Origin of the sequence: Infirmifilum sp., from assembly GCF_049970975.1 — an archaeon.
Taxonomy (GTDB): domain Archaea; phylum Thermoproteota; class Thermoprotei; order Thermofilales; family Thermofilaceae; genus Thermofilum; species Thermofilum uzonense.
In genome coordinates this window covers 59,115-77,327 of record NZ_JBMFLX010000003.1, presented here as the reverse complement: position 1 = coordinate 77,327, position 18,213 = coordinate 59,115, and the positions used below count along the sequence as shown (strand labels likewise).

Here is an 18,213-nt window from a genome sequence, read left to right as displayed (position 1 = left end):
GACGCGATGCTCAGAGAGCTAGAAGAACTCTCAGCCAGGATCGATGGCCTCCTCGAGGAATAAGAGGCATCTTTCTTTAGGATCCTCACAAACCTATCACTCATATTAAAACCCTACGCCTCCCATATAATTATGAAAACATAAATCCTATCCGGGATATAGTACCGTCCTCCTCCAATACTACACGTATAGTGTAGGAAAAGGAGTAAAGCTCCAGACCCTTGAAAAGCTGATGGATGAACACGTATGCATGGAGGGCAAAGGATGTGTGATCATAAGGTAGATGTACATTGCTCTAAGCACACCCGAATCTCCTCTGAGAGGTATCTCCTTGACAGGGTGCAGGAGACGAAGAAACCCTAGGCTTGTGTGATTGGAGGAGAGGGGTCTCTGCACGTACTAATTAAGCTTTAGAGACGCTATGAAGCTTGTTGAGCATTTTTTAACCGGGTAAAGTTTACCTTTGATCTCCTGAGTTAACAGTGAAAGGGTAACCGCTTTAATTTTTAAGTAAATGACGAAGCTTTATTCGACGAGTTAAAGATTAATACCTTATAATAATAACACTAAATATGTCTCTTTCGAGTACTCTTTACGAGCTACTAGTTGCGGTGGTCACACTATTTGACTCTCTTCAACGTCCCGTTACGAGTAGTGAGATAGCTACGCACCTTGGGAAGAGTGAGGGAACTGTAAGAAACTCTATATTAGCTCTTAAAGCGATGGGACTCATTGAAGCTAGGACGGGACCGGGTGGAGGTTATCTCCCAACGGTTAAGGGTATTGAAATAGCAAGGTCCCCCCAATACTTGGAGAATTTGATTGAGCCTACACCAATAGTTATTGACTCTCATCCCTCGCGAATCTATGCCCTAGAGCTCGACATCCTTGGACTAGCGGATCCCGCTGGAGTTAAGGCTGTTCTCAAGGTGTTTGGCAGCATAAACCAGTTGAGGGAGGGCGCTCACGTCAAACTCGGCCCTACGCCCAGAACCAGACTAATAATTGATGGATATGTTTTGAAAGTGGATTACAAGCGACACGAGATACTAATAGAGGTTAACTCCCTTATAGCGGTGCCCAAAGCCACTGCAGGCGAGGTGATGACGCCTAGCCCTGTGGTCGTCAAGAGAAGTGTAGACCTTACTGCTGTAGGGGATCTTTTACTCTCTAATGACATTAGAGCCATACCGGTCGTTGACGATGACGGGAAGCTCTGCGGAATTATAAGTGCATCGCATGTCGTCAAGGCTTATCTCAGGCGTGATTATAAAGGAAAGGTGGAAGACTTCATGGAGACGAACGTTCCAAGGGTGGGAACTGGGGCTGACATAATGGATCTCATGAAAATTCTTGCCTCGAGAAAAACGGGAAGAGCAGTCGTGGTGGATGAATTAGAGAGACCTGTAGGAATAGTGACAAGAACGGACGTTCTTAACAAGCTTGTACGGTACACCCTCTGACCTCCTCCCCGCCCTGAAGGGCGAGGGTTCCAGCATACACACCGTTATGCAAATTCTCCTCAGGAAAATATATTTAAGTACAAAGACTAATTAATATAACTTGATATGAGCGCACAAAGCTCAAATAGCAAACTTTACAGTTACTTAATTTTAATAATAGGTCTTCTGATCGCGGCTGCCATACTTTATGAATTCTATCAAGCCTACACTGTTAACCCCCAGGATCCATGGAGTGTATTCCCCCTCTCACGTTTCTTCACCCAGTTCACCAACATAATCTTCTACATAGGCGCGGTTGTGTGGGTTATAGGAACTCTGGTCTTCCTAGTCGAGCTAGCCGGATACACAATCACTCTTAGCGGCCTTAAAAAGACAGGTCAAGGCGTAAGCAACTGGGGCGTGCTGGACGTAGCCTTAGCAGCTCTTAGCGCAGCAGTCTATGGAGGTCTCCTAGCAGCTACAGCCCCTATAACCATAGTGCCGGGCTTTACATGGATAAGACCCGCCAACTCACTAGCACCCCTCTTCGGCATGTTCTTCGGTATTCCAGGGGCACTCGGGGTAGCCTTCGGCAACCTAATCGCTGACGTTCTTGCCGGTTACTTTGGCGTGGGATCCATAGGAGGCTTCGTGGGCAACTTCCTTATAGCTTACATTCCTTACAAATTTGTACGTGACCAGACTTTCAAGTCGGCCGTATCCCTAGCCGACTTTTACATCTGGGGAGTAATTGTTCAGGCTCTCGTCAGCGCAGTATACATATGCTGGTGGCTTGACGCTATGCAAGCCGTCGTAGGACTACCCCTCTTCGTAATCTGGGGAATTATTGCCCCCAGCATTCTCAGCAACAACATAGTGGTTAACGCGATTCTCTCGCCGATTCTAGGCGCTCTACTATTCCCTTATGTTAAAGGGAGAGGCTTGTACTGGAAGGATAGGGTGAAAAACCTAGCATAAAAACGATAATTTTATAATTTTTTCAACATTACTCTGTTAAACCCTTGGTGTCTTACTCATGTTTACTGGCCTTTACATTGAAAGAAAATCATTCATGCACGGCCTCGACCCGCGGTCAAAGCTTATATGGTCGATACTGGTGCTTGCGGCCTCGATAGCTACACAGTTTAACGGTTTAAAGGGAATACCTGTCTTCATCTCCACACTCATGGCCTTATCACTTTCAGGACTAGGTACAGGGGTTGCCCTCCTCTTGATCTTCAACTCTTTAATATTCTTCCTTGTCTCCACTATTATATGGGCCGGCATTTATAGCTCGCAGGGAACTGTGTTGCTCGAATTGGGCTGGCTCCGAGTTACCGATGTTGGCCTCTTAGTAGCTTTGGGCAAGTTTTTCCTCATAGTCAATCCGATAATCGCATTTGTAGTATTTTTCGCGTCCACTAAGCCCTACCATTTAATGTGGACTCTCGAGAAGATCAAGGTTCCCCATAAACTAGCGTTAACCTTTGTTATAGCATTAAGTCTACTGCCCTCAATGGTGAGAGTGGCAGGCGACGTAATAGACGCGCAAAGAGCGAGGGGATTGTCATTGGACAAAGGCAGCTTGGTGGAAAGAATCAGGAAGCACATCCCTATCATTGTTCCTCTTTTCTCCAAGATGCTGACTGACGTGTGGGATCTAAGCCTTGTCCTAGCTACTAGAGCTGTAGGATACGGTAAAAGAACATATGTATTGGAATCGAATTGGAAGAGTTCGGACACTATATTCATCTTAGTTTCCCTAGTATTTTACGGGGTGATAACGGCTTGGGGTATGGGTCTGATACAGTTGTAAGGTTAAGAGAGGTGTACGCTAAGTATATTACTTCGGATAAATGGATTATAGAGAACGTCTCTTTAGAGATATCAAAGGGAGAAACTGTCGTATTGATGGGTCCCAGTGGCTGCGGGAAAAGCACGCTGCTCAACATTATCTCAGGGCTCCTCCCAGGAGTGATTCCAGGGCACGTCAAGGGCGAGGTCTTCGTCGACGGAGTAGACCCCGTTAAGCAGGGCTACAAGGCTTTGACAGGCAAGGTGGGCATCGTCTACCAGAACCCCGAGATCCAGATAATTACTCGTTCGGTATTCGAGGAGCTAGCCATGGCGCCCGAAAATCTTGGCCTCTCTAAAGATGAGGTTCTCGCTCGCGTTGAGTGGGCGCTTGATGCGCTTGGGCTCAGAGGGTATGAGCAAAAGGATCCTCAAACCCTCTCGGGTGGCGAGAAGCAGCTCCTGGCAATAGCAAGCGTATTAACCATGAAGCCCAAAATACTCCTCCTAGATGAGCCTACCTCCATGCTTGATCACTTGGGCACACAGATGGTTCTATCAGCCATCTCGAGGCTAAAAGAGGAGTACGGCTTGACAATTATCGTAGCAGAACACAGGGTCGAGTGGGCCGTCAATGTTGCCGATAAAATTTATCTCATGGATGAGGGCAAGATTCTCCTAGGAGGCACCCCGCAGGAAGTCTTCTCGCAAATGGATTTGGTGACCAAGCTAGGCGTTAGGCCACCAGGTGTAACGGAGATCGCCTACCAGCTCATAAAGAAAGGTGTCAAGTTGAAAATTCCCGTCCGCCTTGAAGACTTCAAGGAGCACAGCTGGTGAAGGGTATGATAAGGTTTGAAGAGGTAGAGTTTGTTTATCCCACGGGGGTAAGGGCCCTTCAAGGTATTTCCCTCGAGATAACGCAGGGTGAATTTATAGGCATAATAGGACACAGTGGCTCAGGGAAAACAACCCTAGCAAAGCTAGCGGCATCGCTACTTAAGCCCACGAAGGGGCGTGTCATAATAAATGGCGTGGATTCTAGAAAGCTTCCAGCATCTGAGGCTGCAAGGACGGTGGCATATGTGTTCCAGAACCCTGATATGATGATATTTTCTCATACCATAAAGGATGAAGTTGCTTTTGCCCTTAGAAATCTTGGATTCGCTGAAAGAGACATAGAACCGCGGGTTCGTGAAGCTCTAAGGGCCGTCGACCTCGACAAACCTCTAAACACCCCTCCCCATACACTAAGCTTTGGACAGAAACACAGACTAGCAATAGCAAGTGTTCTCGTTATGGGGTCTCAAGCAATAATATTGGATGAGCCAACCACAGGCCTAGATTACGGTAGAAGCCTCATGCTTTTTGAAACCCTTAGGGTCTTAAACGCAACAGGGAAAACAATCATCGTTATAACTCATGATTTGGACCTCCTCGGGAGATATGCGAGTAGGATTATCGTCCTTGAGAAAGGAAAAATCATCCGAGATGGCGAAGCCCTCGAAGTGCTCACAGATACGGATTTTCTTGAGCAACACGGCTTTATGCTTACGCAGCTTCAAAGAATTGCTAAGGAGCTCGGCGTAAAAGAGCTTAACCCTGCAAAGCTAGCCGAAGTGCTCCTTGAGCGGCGTTACCGCAAATAACTTGCCTTTAAGAGGGCTAGCTTTTATTGGGCTCTAATATCGACTCAAGCTGAGAGAAAATCTCCTCCTCGCTTCTACCAGTCTCCAATAACTGATAATCAGCGTATCCCTCCTTTTGCCCACTAACTCTTTGGGATACCAGCTCCACAGCCCTCTTAAAAGGATGCGTCACAACATTCATGTAAGCCCTGACTATCGCCGCCGCTGTCGCCTCCTGGATTACAACAGCTCCATCGACGAATTCCAGGAGAATCCTAACGTGTCTGTGACCCTTAGGGATAAAAGCTATTATTCTCCTCACATCTTCGTTTCTATATACTCGCACCATCTTCAAGCAATCACTCTCTTATATTTTTCAGAGATGAGTCTCCAGTCCTCAATGCTCAGCCTCCAACCCATAGCACCGACGTTTTCCTCAACGTGTCTTTTGTCCGCTGCCTTGGGAATTGGAACCACAGGGTTAAACATTATCAGCCAGTTGAGAGCCACTTGCACTGCGGTTTTCCCGTACTTTGACCCAATACTTGCAAGGAAAGAGTCCTTTGCCAGCTGGCCTTTCTCAAGGGGGGTATAAGCCAGGTAAAGCATGCCCTCGCGTTCAGCATAGGGAATAACAGTATTCTCGTCTCGCCTGTCGAGAAGGCTGAACTTGTTCTCTATCGCAGCGACATCATTCGTGCTCAGGCAGCTCCTAGCCTCCTCCAAGAGTTCTACGCTAAAGTTGCTCACACCGATAAACCTGGTGTACCCTCTTTTAACAGTCTCCTCGAGCCCCCTCATCGTCTCACAAAGCTTAACGTTCTCTGGAGGCCAGTGAATCAGGTATAAGTCCATGTATGTCCCAAGCCTCTTAACACTGCCTTGAGCGGCCTTTATAACATCATCACGGCTTGCATGCGTGTGCCACACCTTTGACACGATGAAAATCTCCTCGCGCTCGAACCCCTTTATAGCCTTACCCACGATTTCCTCTGAGTGTCCACCTCCATACATCTCAGCAGTGTCAATTAGAGTTGCACCCAGCTCCAGGCCATACCTCAAGGCGTCAACCCATATATCATCCTGTGAGTTATCAGGGGTCCAGAATCCACCGCCAATACCCCAGGTACCCAGACCTAGCACGGGTAGCTCTGCCCCGATCTTTTTGAAAAACTTCTTATCGTTAACCCTGCGTTGCAGAATGATCACCGAGCGATATTCTCCTCAGACGTTATTATCTTTATTGCTTCCTCAATCCTACTTGAGCAGTGTTTGAAAAGACTTTCACTTTTTTCAACATTCCCTTTTTATTCCTTCGCTTCCATCTTATAATCAGTGGGCGTCTAATGCCTGATGTTGTCGTACTGAACCCGAAGTCAAACGTTAGCATCGTCACACTGTGGACCAAGAAGGAGTTTGTCCTGGATCTTCTCAAAAGGCTAGAAGTAGACGCCAAAGTAAACATCGTAGGAACGCTCTACACGATGTACGGGATAAACCACTTGCTATATACACTCTCGAAGCATCCTGAAATAAACACTCTCGTGGTCTTCGGCGCAGATCTCTCTGGAAGCGGGAAAGCCTTGATAGAGCTGTTTCAGGGGTCAGTCCCTGAAGGACTCAGGCTAATGTGGCCCTTAGAGAAGCTCAAACCAATACTTGGAACAGTTAAGGTCATAGATTTACGAGAAGAATTCAGCAAGGGGGCTTACCAATCAATAGCACTGGTCATCAATCGGGAATTCGCTCCCGGGATCTACAGGGATATAGTTAACATTGAACTTGTAGAAGTACGGTCAACCTCGTGGCCTAGCCAAATATCCGGTTTACACATCGTCGAGGATAACCTTGTAAGAGCATGGGCTAAGCTTGTCGATGCCGTACTCACATGGGGATACCTAAAAGGCACCGAGTACGGGGAGATGCAGAAACAACTGCTTGGCTCTACGATTGTATTATACGCGGAAGAAGCCTTAAAGACTTCTCACAAACTACAGCGATATTTCTCTCGTGAAGAGCTCGAGAGACACGTGGAGGCACTCCTAGAAGGCGTTTCCGGTGCAAGCTACTCGTATGGTGACAGGCTTCGCAGGCACAGGGTTGCCGGGGATCAAATAGCCACCCTCGTCTCAAAGCTTGCCTCAAACCCCAGCACTAGGAGGGCAGTAGCCTTAACCTGGGATTTCGAAATAGACCCTAAGAGCAAAGACCCGCCATGCCTTATAATAGTGCAGGGTGACCTGTCGGGATACAGGTACAACCAGCTCGCTTATTTCCGAAGTCACGATGCCTACGCAGGCTGGCCAGTAAACACTTATGGTCTTCTACGCCTGATGGAAGAGATTTCGAGGCAGCTTTCAGATAAGACTGGGAATAATGTTCGCCCTGGTTTTTTAACAGTTATCAGTGGCTCCCTGCACCTCTATGAGCATGATTGGGCAAGGGTAAAGGAGCTGGTGGAGAACGAGAGGAAGAGTTTCACGGCTTTCGTACCAGACCCTAAGGGCAACTTCATAATACGGGTTGAGGACGGCCTAATACTACTAGAGCATAGGGATCAGACGGGCGCCCTTGTCACCTCCTTCCGTGGAAAGAGCGCCAAGGAGCTTTTAGAAAAGATCAACCTTGATGCTTTACTCCCCAGACATGCCGCGTACCTTGCAAGAGAGTTGTATCGCGCTGAAAACGCTTTAAGGGAGGGGGAAGAGTACATTCAGGACGCCGTCTAGGCTCTAGCTTGCGAGGATCTTTATCTTCCTTAATACTTCGCCGAAAGTTTCCAGTTCTTCCAGAGTGTTGTAAAGGTAGAAGCTAGCTCTAACCGTACCCATCGGGGCGCCAAGCCTTTTAACGAGGGGGAGCGCACAGTGATGACCGCTTCTTACAGCTATACCTTCACTGTCAAGTAGCTGAGCCACCTCATGCGGTGTCATGCCCTCTATGTTAAAGCTTAAAACACCTATCCTTTCCCTTGTCTCTTCAGGGCCATAGAGTTTGACACCTAACCCAGAGAGAATTTCCATGCCTTTCTCTAGAAGCCTTTTCTCATGAGCCTCAATATTCTCAAGCCCTATTTTTTCGAGATATTCCACGGCTACAGACAAGCCTAGTGCTCCGGCAACGTTTGGCGTCCCAGCTTCGAACTTGTGAGGCATGCTAAGCCACTCCGCCGTACACCTGTCTACCTCGCATCCCACAAGCGATATAGCTCCTCCCCCTGGAAAAGGCGGGTCAAGCCTCTCTCCCAACTCTCTCCTAATGAAAAGTCCACCTATTCCCATGGGACCAAGCATTTTATGCCCGGAAAAAGCTAGAAAGTCTGCCTTCATGGTGTTAACGTCAACCTTCATGTGCGGGACGCTTTGAGCCCCATCCACAAGGCAAAGTGCACCGTGCTTGTGAGCCTCCTCACAGATCTCGCGTACCGGGTTGACGACTCCTGTAACATTACTAGCATGCGTGACTGCGACGACGCGAGTTTTATCGCTCAACTTTCTATAGAAGTCATCCATGGATAGCCTACCGTTATCCGAGACCTCTACAACCCGTAGCTCGGCCTTGGCCAGTTTAGCAACGGTAACCCAGGGGAGAAGATTGCTGTGATGCTCCATCCTCGTGATCATGATTTCACTCCCTCTGTCGATAATACCCGAGACAAGCAGAGAGTAAGCTGCCATGTTAATGCTCTCCGTTGTATTCTTTGTAAATACTAGCTCGTCAGGCTTAGCCCCAAGGAAGGTCGCCACAATCTTTCTGGACGCCTCGTAGGTTTCAGTGGCGGATAGAGCGAGCTCGTGTACACTCCGTCCAATATTCGCATTCTGGTTCCTATAAAAGTTCTCTATAGCTTCAAGGACCTGTATGGGTCTCTGGCTTGTCGCCGCGTTGTCGAAGTAAATTAGGCTCTTGCCGTGTACCTTCCTGCTAAATATGGGGAAGTCCTTTCGTATCTCGTAAGGATTAATCAAGTGCACCCCTATGAAAAGAGGATGTTAAACAATATAAATAGTTCTAAACTTAAGTATGCAAGCCAGTCTCGAAAATCTTAATAGGGAGGGAGGTATGAGCGTTAATGGTGACCATGACTCGCCAATTTTGACGAAAACCTACGTTTCTCCACGTCAAATGAGAATCCTGATGGCAATTCAAGAGTCAGAGCTCGACGTCGACGAGCTTGCGTCGCGGCTTAACGTTAAGCGCGAAGACCTCATGCGGGACATAGAGGAGTTAAAGTCGAAAGGACTACTCGAGGTTGAGAGAGTAGAAGTACCCGTCTACGTGCTTACAAAAGAGGGAGAAAGGTGTCTAAAATCAGGCCTTCCCGAGGAAAACGTTCTCAGCCTTCTCTCCTCTCTAGGTTCTATAAGTAGGGAAGAGTTAACACGAAAGGGCGTCGAGAAGGGTTTTAAGCCTGAGGAAATAGAGATCGGCATAGCCCAGTTGGCAGCTGGGAAAGCGTTGATCGTGGAGTCTGGGCTTCTAAAGCTTGTAGAGCCTAACGCGCATGAGCTCGTCGAGAGGAATAAGAGCGCTTTGGAACTCATAGCTCGAGGACAGCTCCCTGAGCAACAACTCCTAAACACGTTGAGGAGGAGGGGCTTAGTCGAGCTCAGGAAAAGGACCAAGCTGAGGCTCAGAGCAACAGGGACACTTTCAATGCTATTAAGCAAAGGGCTCCTGGCGGAAGCTCCCGTCATCACCGAGCTTACTCCAGAGATACTGGAGAGTGGTAGCTGGAGATACGCCGTCTTTAAGCCCTTCGACCTTAAAGCCGAGCCTCCAAGTATTCCGGCTGGGCGCAAACACCCATATCTCGAATTCCTAGACTGGCTTAGAGAGATACTTGTTGAAATGGGCTTCGAGGAGATGAAGGGGCCTCATGTCGAGCTAGAACTTTGGAACTTTGATGCGTTGTTCCAGGCTCAAGACCACCCGGCCCGCGAGATACACGACACGTACTTCGTGAAAGGTAACATGCTAGGCGAGATCCGCGACCTAGAACTCTTAAAGAGGATCGCAAGCGCCCACGAAAACGGGGGCGGGACAGGCTCTAAGGGTTGGGGCTACAAGTGGGATCCGCTCAGGGCTGCAAGGCTTATACTCCGGACGCAGACGACAGCCGTCTCGGCGAGAACCTTGTACCAGAGGGGGGCTGGCGAGTATATGTGTTTCTCGCTCGACAGAGTGTTCAGGCCTGAGAACCTCGATGCAAAGCACAGCATGGAGTTCTACCAGCTCGAAGGAATTATCGTTGGTAGAAAAGTGACCTTCCGAAACCTACTCGGATTCTTCAACGAGATGGCCAGAAGGTTGGGTCTAGGCGAGGTCAAGGTGAAGCCGGCCTATTTCCCCTTCACTGAGCCAAGCGTTGAAGGCTTTATAAAACACGAGAAGCTGGGCTGGATAGAGGTTTTTCCAGGGGGTATGTTTAGACCCGAGATGCTTGCAGCTCTAGGCGTAAAAGGGGTAAACGTTGCCGCCTGGGGTATAGGTATTGACAGGATAGCTATGACTGTTTTAGGAATCGATGATATACGCCTCCTCTTCACCCAGGATCTAGACTTTATTCGGCGGGCGCCTAGACCCCTCCCCACAAGCCTTCTGAGGTGAGTGTATGCCAGTAGTTGAGGTCAAACTTTGGGATCTGGAACGCTTAGTTGGTGTAAGCCTCTCAGAAAGCGAGCTGAGGAACATACTACCCCGCTTAAAATGCGAGGTCGAAGACATAGCGGGAGACACTATATCCTTTGAGGCTACCCATGACAGGCCAGACTTGTACTCCGCAGAGCTTCTCTCGATCTACGTGAAAGGACTCCTAGGGTTAGAGAAAGGGCTCCCTAAAGTGTCAATCAGCGACCATACTTACGAGGCCCATATTAACGGGCCATCTTACCGTCCCTATGCTTACTTTGCAGTCGTGAAGGGTGTTAGTCTAGACGACGAAAGTATTCGGCAGCTTATGCAGCTTCAGGAGAAGATACACCTGACATACGGTAGAGACAGGCGAAAGGTCTCCATAGGGCTTTATGACCTAACTGGCGTCGAGTTTCCTGTAAAATATTCGTCTGTTAAACCAGACGCTGTTAAGTTCAAACCGCTCGGCTTCACTATAGAGATGACTCCAAGAGAGGTTCTAAAGACCCACCCCAAGGGTATAGCGTACAGGCACCTTCTAGAGGGCCAGGAGGAGGTTCCGCTTATAGTTGACGCGAGGGGTCAAGTTGTTAGCTTCCCGCCAATCACAAATAGTGAGGACTATAGACTAACAGAGAACTCAAAGGACATACTCATCGATGTTACAAGCACGGACCCCGAGGCTGGGAAGCGTATCATCACTCTTGTCGCCTACGCTGTAGCCATGCGAGGAGGTACAATACATGCTGTGCGTAACATTTACCGGGAAGATCTAAGGACAACTCCTATTACGGAGCCTGAAAGGATAGTCTACGACACGGCTCTGAATCAGATGCTCCTCGGACTTGATATTGATATAGAAAATACGGTCGAGCTCCTTGCAAGAATGAGGATGAAAGCATCACCGCTTTCACCTACAACACTCTCGGTAGAATACCCATATTTCAGAGTAGACATCCTTCACCCCGTTGACATAGCAGAAGAGGTTGCAATGGCATATGGTTTCGATACAATCGAGCCGAGCTACATGCCTCCACTCCACCCTGGACGTGAGGATGGCTTGGAAGTTTTCTCGAGAGCTGTCAGGGAAGGGATGATAGGGATGGGTTTTGTGGAGGTAAACAATTACATCATGACTAGCAAGGCGCTGATGTTTGATAGGATGAACCTCCCGGCAGGAGATATAATAGAGGTCGAGAACCCTAAGCACGAAACATTCCACGCCCTACGTGTCTGGATTTCTCCACAGCTTCTCGCCACTCTCTCGGCAAGCAAGCACGCAGGATACCCTCAAAGGATATTCGAGGTGGGAGACGTGGTAATACCAGACCCTATGCGCGAAAATAAAGCTAGGGACGAGAGGCACCTTGCCTTTGCTATCGCAGGTAGGGGCGTTACACTCACCGACGGGATGGCAGTCCTGAAGACACTTGCTTCTCAATTCGGGGTAGAAGTGACTTACCAGCCCCTAGAACACCCAAGCCTCATTCAGGGAAGATCAGCGAAAATCTATTCAAAGCTCGGAGAGCTAGGGATTATCGGCGAGGTTCATCCAGCCGTGCTACAAAACTTTGAATTAAAAGTTCCAGTAGTTATTTGCGAGTTAGACCTTTCACACCTCAAAAGGTGCTTTGAAGAGTGCAGAAAGGCCTCCTAATAGATTTCTGGGGAACGCTATTCTACCCAGTGGTTACAATAGAGGAATACCATAGGCTTCGCTCCCTAAAGGTTGCCGAAGCCCTGGCTAGCAACGGGTATGAATTCGATGTCGAAGATGTCTACCGGGCATACATTGAAGCCCGTCTCCTAGCCGATGAGATAAGGAACAACACGTTCCGCGAGGTGGATCTCCAGGGAGAGATAATAATATTCCTGAATAAATTAAACGTCAAGCCCAACCGTGAATTACTCAAATCGCTTAGCGAGGCATACATGTATCCATACCTGAACTCGATGACCATGGCACTTGGCGCACCGGAGCTACTCATTCATGCCAAGAGTCTCGGCTACAAGGTTATAATAGCATCCAACACTTTTAGTGGGGAGCATACTCTAAAACTTCTCAAGCACAAAGGGCTATCAACACTCTTTGATGCTTTCGCTTTTTCCGATGAGATAGCCTACAGGAAACCACATCCAAGGTTCTACTCCTGGATAGTTTACAACACCGGTATAATCCCAACAAAGAGTATCTTCGTCGGGGACGAAGAAGCCGATATCATAGGGGCGAAAAACTTGGGCATGAAGACGGTGGCATACACAGGTTTCCATGAGTACAATGGCCGGGAGAAACCGGACTATACGGTTAAGGATATGAGCGAGATAAAACTTCTCCTAGAAACTGTTTAGACATAGGAAACCCATTGAACTAAATTACTTATAAATGGCTTGGAGTTAGATAATCCGGTGATGAATAAGATGAGAATGAATAATTTGGTAAACCAACTTGCTGGAGGAGCAGAGAGCATCGGCATCGTCAGGAAGCTCAAACTTGAGAATGAGGAATTCCTTACGAATGAAGAGGGCCTTCCCCTGAGTAATAAGGGAGATCTAAAGATCTCAGCAGCATCTGCCGCCATGGTCAGCATTGCAAGAAAACTCTCAGAAGTTCTCGGCGAAAGTTTAAGCTATATTGAGCTACACTTCGAGGATGGCGGAAGGCTTCTTCTAGTTCCCCAAAACAACGGGATAATAAAGGGCTACTACTTAAATAACAACAGAGGCGATTATAAAAAATTACATCTTAGGTCAGATGACGATCGAAACTGAATAACTTCCTCACACTTTTTTATATCCTAATTTCGTGAAATTATTAAAACATTATTTAAAAAAAGAATTTAATGATGCACAAAATAACCGCTTCTGAGTCATAATGCCCGCTGAAGCCATAATAAGCATTACACCCGAAATAGCTCTCGATGAGGGATTCACGTACGCCGGCGGACTCGGTGTACTAGAGGGGGACAAGTTTTACGCAGCTTCACGTCTTGGATTAAACTATCACGTCCTCTCGCTCCTCTATCGTGGAGGCTACGTAGACTATGAGTTCGACGCTGACGGAAACCCCAGGCCAGTCCCGCAAGGTCAACCCAAGAGCTTTCTCGATAAACTTCAACGATGCTGTGAGCTCGAAGTAACGCTTAAAGGTGAAAGAGTAGGCGTTTCCACATGGGTCTACACCAAAGGCAGTGCTAGAGTGGTATTCTTTGAGCCAGTGGAACCGGACTGGGCCAAGAGTATAGTTGATAGAGTCTTTATCGAGAGAGACCCAAAAGAAAAATTCCTGAAATATGTTTTCCTCGCCCGTGCATCAGCCGAGTATATAAAAAATGTTGTTGGAGTTGAATACGTCAAGTATATCGACTTGCAAGAGGCATATACTGCACTGCTACCCCTCGTACTCAACCTTCCCGGATACTTCAGACTAATCATCCATACGCCCGGCTCATGGGGACACCCGTCATTTCCCAGAGAATACTTTGAGCAAGAATTTGGATACAAAATGATAGAGGACAAGGTTGTTCTGACAACCCTGGGGGCCATAATGTCTCGAGAGCTAATAATGGTTTCAGCAAAGCACTTTAATGTTATGAGGAGGGTAATACCTCACCTTATTGACAAGGCCAGATTCGTTACTAACGGTGTTGACATTGAGAGATGGATGCATCCGAGTATTCGTGACCATCTGTTGAACGGGGGTCTGAACAACGGTGTTCTAGCGGAGGCCAAGAAAAAAATTCGTGAAGAAGCTGTGCGCCTCGTCGGCTCGCGTAAGCACGTGAGTATAGACCCTGAAACCCCCATAGTCGTGTGGGCGAGACGTATCACCAAGTATAAACGCCCATACTTTGCCTTGAAGTTGATAGAGGAAGCGGACAGAGATGTCTTCTTCCTGCTTGGGGGTAAGGCTCACCCCGAGGACAAGGAAGGTCTCGGGTACATGAGAAAGTTTAAAGAGCTAGAAAAGAGTAGACCGAATGTAGTATACTTTCCCGACTACGATGTGCAGAAGGCCAGAACAATCCTTGCAGGCGGAGACATCCTACTATTCACCCCGTTCTCGGGATACGAGGCCAGTGGGACCAGCTTCATGAAGGCTGCACTAAACGCTACAGCATCGATAGCTTCACGCGACGGTGCTGCCATCGAACTGATAAAGGATGGGGTGAATGGATGGCTCTTCGGAAACGATATACGAGACCTTATAGACTTTGCCAGGGATCCCCGCGTCCCCGAGATTGACTCGCGTGAATACGAGGAGCTTAAAGTTAAGCTGGCGAAGGCCCTCGATCTCTTCAGGTCGGATCGCGAAGGGTTCCTGAATATTGGGCTAAATGCCGTCTTGACATTCACACCAAGAGTAGACATTACAAGGGTTCTGACTGAGTACTACCCGGACCTTGCACACTCAAACGCATAAATACTGTTTGGGACAATACTTTTCATTCAGGGTTTCAACATGACATTGATGACGGAGACAACTCCCTTTAACTTGTGGCTTCCCACTAGGATAATTTTTCGGCGGGGGGCAATTGAAACCATCGGGCAGCTCGCCTCTAAGCACGGAAGAAAAGCCCTCGTTATTACGGGGCGGACCTTCGCCCGTAAATACGGCTATGACGCGAAGATTAGACAAATACTTGAAGATTCAGGCTTAACGTGTAGCTTTTTCAGCGATGTTGAACCGAACCCTACTTACACGACTATTAGAAAAGCCATGGAAGTAGCGAGTAAGGTTCAGCCAGACGTGATAGTAGCATTTGGGGGTGGCAGTGTGATTGATGCTGCTAAAGCCTTAAACGTGGTCTACACACTCGGAGGCAGCATAGAGGATTATGTGTATCCAAAAACGGTCGATGAAAGGCTTACTCCATTGATAGCAATTCCTACGACCCACGGTACGGGTAGCGAGGTGACTAAGTACTCTGTTCTTGTGGATGAGACTAACAAGATGAAAATAGCAGTTTCCGGTGATGGCATATATCCAGACTACGCAGTTCTCGACCCTCTGGTTCTAAATTATCTCCCACGTGATCAGTCCGCGAGTACAGGTCTTGACGCTCTGAGCCACGCCATTGAAGCTTATTTTAGCCGCAGGAGCAATCCATACTCCGACCTCCTCGCCTTGGAGGCAGCAGGAATAATATTCAGGTACCTGCCCTGTGCCGTGACTGGTCTTTTTGAGTGCAGAGAGAAGGTATTCTATGCTAGCATGTTAGCAGGGATAGCGATTAACTATAGTGGCACGAACCTGGGTCATGGTCTAGGCTATGCGCTCACAGTCGAGCTCGGTCTACCTCACGGGCTTGCAAACGCGATGATTCTACCCGGAGCAGCCCGATTCTATGAAGGAATACTCCCAGCAAAAAGTGAAACGTTCTATCTCAAAACGGGGGTTGCTAGACCGCCCGGCGGTTTAGAAGAGGCAATACAGAGACTAAAGGCGAGTGTTGGAGCACCTCTGAAGCTTCGGGATCTGGGAGTTACGCGGGAGCAGCTAGAACACTATGTCAAAGAAGGGCTTCGCTATCAGAGAAACCTAGCGAACGCGCCTTTGGATGTAAGTGAAAGCATTGTTCGTAGTATTTTTGAGGCCGTGTACTAGGCTGCCACCAGCTGTGCTATTTTTCTTGCAAGTTCAACCGGGACCTGCTCACGGTTAGATATTGTTAGCTCGACAACCTCTACGTCAGGTCTGCTTAGGATCATCCTGCCAAATGTAGACTCACGTGCTCTAAAATGGATGGATGCCAGTACAGGCTTTGGAGAATCTAGTGCCGCTGTCACCGCCTCCCGGAAAGCTTCACTAAACAATTCCATTGGTCCAATTTCATCAATTATCACCACTTTTGCCTCCCTGAGAGCTCTCCTAATCGCAGTAACACCAATCTCCTCGAGGTCCTGAAGGTTTACCCAATATTTTCCCACCCTTGGCCCCTTGTTTAGGTTTACGTCGGCAAGTTTTCCTTTTCTACCACTTATCAGGTCAATGATTTGGAAGCCCTGCCTTATACCACCCTCCCTAACCTCTAGCGTTAACATACCCCCGACTACGACGTTTCTGCTCAAGAGGATTTCAGCGGCGCGCCTTAGACAAGTAGTCTTCCCTATGCCGGGTCTACCTGTGATTAGAAAGTTCTTATTCATGTCCTTCATCCTTCAAGTCTGTTTTTGATTTCCTTGAGAAACGTGTCTATTGTCTCAACTTTGTGTTCGAACAGCATACCAAGCGATATCGGCGTTATTGCGATCTTGCCGTCCTCGAGCACCGCGTAGACGTCTGTGTCTTTCTCGACCTCGACGGGCTGTCCGTATAGCCAGTAATAGGGTCTTCCCTGGGGGTCTCTCCTCTTCACGACGGCCGTAGAGAACCTTCTCCTTGCCGGACGCGCAACGACTACTTCACTCGTGATAACAGGTGGGAAATTTACGTTCAAGGCGTCCACTCCTTCTGGGAAACCAGTTTTGAGAAGGCTTTCCAGTATTATCCGTGAGGTTCTCGTTATAAACTTTCTGTACTCAGGTTCTTCCAACTCCTCAGGGGAGTCCACGGATGCGCTAAAAGCCACTCCAGGTATCCCCTCTATGGAGGCTTGTAGGACAGCCCCCAGGGTACCCGATGAGAGGATGACTTGGACGCTCAAGTTATCTCCTATGTTTACGCCTGAGACCACCAAGTCAGGCTTACCCGTCACAACGTTCATGGCTATGTAGATAACGTCGCTGGGAGTTCCACTTACCAGATAAATGTGCTCCTGATCAACCTTTAACTTGTTCACGCGTACTGGTTTGTGGAGGGTTAGACCGAGTCCCGTGGCGGATTTGGGAGTCTCAGGCACAACGGTGAAGACCTGTCCCAGGTCTTTAACTGCTTCGCGTAGAATCGCTAGGCCGGGTGAGAAGGGACCGTCATCGTTTGTTAATAGAATTTTGAGAGCCATTCGCATACCCTTAACAATTTGGGTTTTTCATCTGTTTAAGTTTTTATCCCTGAGAATCTTCAACAGAGGGATTTCCTCAAACTTTTTTATGGGGATGAGGTCCCAGTAAATACCTTCGGGCTTCTTTAATTTTCTAGTAGTGTAAATCTTCTTTTCAGGGGTATACAAAGCGTCAAGTGGGACGTCGTGTTTAAGCATGGGAATAGCCTCAACGAGCTGCAGGTCATGTACAGTCGTAACGACTGGTGTCTCATCGACTATGACGCCTATTGTCTTGAGAATGGCAAATTCCAGGTCGCTAAACCCTCCTCCCTTACCAACTCTGCCGCCATCCCGGCTTACAGCCACGCTACCCGTAACCTTCAAATCTATAACTGGTAGGTCTAGAGTGACAAGTCTCCCATACTTAAACGCGCCTTTGATTGTTGCCGCTTCATGAAATACTTTTTCCTCTATTTTGCGCGGGTCAAGCACGATAAACCCCTCGCGTAGACGTGGTGTAGCCATTACCAGTATTTTACCGCTCCTAAGTACAGCTTCTCGTACATGCCTCTGAGGTGAATCCGGGCTGCAGAAGACAACCTCCGCTTCTTGGAAAAGTTTATCTTCAACGAGTCTCTTTGCAGCCCGATCAGCTCCCTTAAAATTAGGTATACGTCCCTCTATTGGAAAAGGGGGTAAGGCTACCTTTTCGCGTATCATCCTCTCCCATATCTGCCTCCTTATCTCGCTTTTTATCTTGGAAACGTCGTTGGAAGCAGTCAACCCTTAACC

18 protein-coding genes are annotated in these 18,213 nt (G+C 48.1%); 12 read left to right on the top strand and 6 right to left on the bottom strand.

Translation table 11 applies throughout. From position 1 onward, the window contains the following. Positions 1-572 precede the first annotated feature (572 nt). The 5 genes from ACP5KC_RS01660 to ACP5KC_RS01640 all read left to right on the top strand — a co-directional run bounded on the left by ACP5KC_RS01660 (position 573) and on the right by ACP5KC_RS01640 (position 4,885). Positions 573-1,463: a CBS domain-containing protein gene (locus ACP5KC_RS01660; RefSeq protein WP_428286760.1), complete on the top strand. Its 891-nt coding sequence runs from the start codon at positions 573-575 to the stop codon at positions 1,461-1,463. 105 nt (positions 1,464-1,568) lie between these two features. Further along, positions 1,569-2,420 carry a QueT transporter family protein gene (locus tag ACP5KC_RS01655; RefSeq protein ID WP_052884183.1) on the top strand — a complete coding sequence of 284 codons (852 nt, stop codon included), beginning with the start codon at positions 1,569-1,571 and terminating at the stop codon, positions 2,418-2,420. Positions 2,421-2,478: 58 nt separating this feature from the next. Further along, on the top strand, positions 2,479-3,258 hold the full coding sequence (locus tag ACP5KC_RS01650) for an energy-coupling factor transporter transmembrane component T family protein (RefSeq protein ID WP_428286759.1): 780 nt from the start codon (positions 2,479-2,481) through the stop codon (positions 3,256-3,258). Further along, positions 3,231-4,076, top strand: coding sequence for an ABC transporter ATP-binding protein (locus tag ACP5KC_RS01645; RefSeq protein WP_273433476.1), 846 nt, complete (start codon positions 3,231-3,233; stop codon positions 4,074-4,076). Before ACP5KC_RS01650 ends, ACP5KC_RS01645 begins: the two co-directional genes overlap by 28 nt. 5 nt (positions 4,077-4,081) lie before the next feature. Beyond that, positions 4,082-4,885, top strand: coding sequence for an energy-coupling factor ABC transporter ATP-binding protein (locus ACP5KC_RS01640; RefSeq protein WP_424740182.1), 804 nt, complete (start codon positions 4,082-4,084; stop codon positions 4,883-4,885). Positions 4,886-4,901: 16 nt separating this feature from the next. Here ACP5KC_RS01640 and ACP5KC_RS01635 read toward each other — a convergent pair whose 3' ends face one another. Both ACP5KC_RS01635 and ACP5KC_RS01630 read right to left on the bottom strand, forming a co-directional pair. After that, positions 4,902-5,213 (bottom strand): hypothetical protein, encoded by a 312-nt coding sequence (locus ACP5KC_RS01635; protein ID WP_428286763.1) that lies wholly within the window; start codon positions 5,211-5,213, stop codon positions 4,902-4,904. Between the two features lie 2 nt (positions 5,214-5,215). Next, positions 5,216-6,073, bottom strand: a complete 858-nt coding sequence (locus ACP5KC_RS01630) for an aldo/keto reductase (protein WP_273433480.1) — start codon at positions 6,071-6,073, stop codon at positions 5,216-5,218. Between the two features lie 137 nt (positions 6,074-6,210). Here ACP5KC_RS01630 and ACP5KC_RS01625 point away from each other — a divergent pair, with 137 nt between their 5' ends. Beyond that, positions 6,211-7,593 carry a thymidylate synthase gene (locus tag ACP5KC_RS01625; RefSeq protein WP_052884179.1) on the top strand — a complete coding sequence of 461 codons (1,383 nt, stop codon included), beginning with the start codon at positions 6,211-6,213 and terminating at the stop codon, positions 7,591-7,593. A gap of 3 nt (positions 7,594-7,596) precedes the next feature. Here ACP5KC_RS01625 and ACP5KC_RS01620 read toward each other — a convergent pair whose 3' ends face one another. Then, positions 7,597-8,838: an aminotransferase class V-fold PLP-dependent enzyme gene (locus ACP5KC_RS01620; protein WP_191118417.1), complete on the bottom strand. Its 1,242-nt coding sequence runs from the start codon at positions 8,836-8,838 to the stop codon at positions 7,597-7,599. Positions 8,839-8,926: 88 nt separating this feature from the next. Here ACP5KC_RS01620 and ACP5KC_RS01615 point away from each other — a divergent pair, with 88 nt between their 5' ends. The 6 genes from ACP5KC_RS01615 to ACP5KC_RS01590 all read left to right on the top strand — a co-directional run bounded on the left by ACP5KC_RS01615 (position 8,927) and on the right by ACP5KC_RS01590 (position 16,103). Beyond that, the gene (locus ACP5KC_RS01615) at positions 8,927-10,474 is read left to right on the top strand and encodes a phenylalanine--tRNA ligase subunit alpha (protein WP_273433482.1); all 1,548 of its coding nucleotides are present in this window, start codon (positions 8,927-8,929) and stop codon (positions 10,472-10,474) included. A 4-nt stretch (positions 10,475-10,478) separates the two neighbouring features. Continuing rightward, positions 10,479-12,155: a phenylalanine--tRNA ligase subunit beta gene (gene pheT / locus ACP5KC_RS01610; protein ID WP_428286758.1), complete on the top strand. Its 1,677-nt coding sequence runs from the start codon at positions 10,479-10,481 to the stop codon at positions 12,153-12,155. Then, complete coding sequence (locus ACP5KC_RS01605) at positions 12,137-12,847, top strand: HAD family hydrolase (RefSeq protein ID WP_273433486.1); 711 nt, start codon at positions 12,137-12,139, stop codon at positions 12,845-12,847. Before pheT ends, ACP5KC_RS01605 begins: the two co-directional genes overlap by 19 nt. Positions 12,848-12,907: 60 nt before the next feature. Further along, a complete protein-coding gene (locus ACP5KC_RS01600; RefSeq protein ID WP_428286757.1) occupies positions 12,908-13,267 on the top strand; it encodes a hypothetical protein in 360 nt (119 codons plus the stop codon). A 103-nt stretch (positions 13,268-13,370) separates the two neighbouring features. After that, entirely contained in the window at positions 13,371-14,918 is a 1,548-nt protein-coding gene (locus ACP5KC_RS01595) for a glycogen/starch/alpha-glucan phosphorylase (protein WP_273433488.1), read from the top strand. A gap of 39 nt (positions 14,919-14,957) precedes the next feature. Next, positions 14,958-16,103: an iron-containing alcohol dehydrogenase gene (locus ACP5KC_RS01590; RefSeq protein ID WP_273433490.1), complete on the top strand. Its 1,146-nt coding sequence runs from the start codon at positions 14,958-14,960 to the stop codon at positions 16,101-16,103. On the opposite strand, the gene ACP5KC_RS01585 is transcribed toward ACP5KC_RS01590, so the two are convergent. From ACP5KC_RS01585 to ACP5KC_RS01575, 3 genes are read right to left on the bottom strand one after another with little or no spacing between them, the layout of a single operon-like run. Further along, positions 16,100-16,645, bottom strand: a complete 546-nt coding sequence (locus tag ACP5KC_RS01585) for an NTPase (RefSeq protein ID WP_052884904.1) — start codon at positions 16,643-16,645, stop codon at positions 16,100-16,102. The genes ACP5KC_RS01590 and ACP5KC_RS01585 overlap by 4 nt on opposite strands. A gap of 5 nt (positions 16,646-16,650) precedes the next feature. Continuing rightward, positions 16,651-17,439, bottom strand: a complete 789-nt coding sequence (gene surE, locus ACP5KC_RS01580; protein WP_052884173.1) for a 5'/3'-nucleotidase SurE — start codon at positions 17,437-17,439, stop codon at positions 16,651-16,653. 27 nt (positions 17,440-17,466) lie between these two features. Then, on the bottom strand, positions 17,467-18,204 hold the full coding sequence (locus ACP5KC_RS01575; RefSeq protein ID WP_273433492.1) for a 5-formyltetrahydrofolate cyclo-ligase: 738 nt from the start codon (positions 18,202-18,204) through the stop codon (positions 17,467-17,469). Positions 18,205-18,213 lie beyond the last annotated feature (9 nt).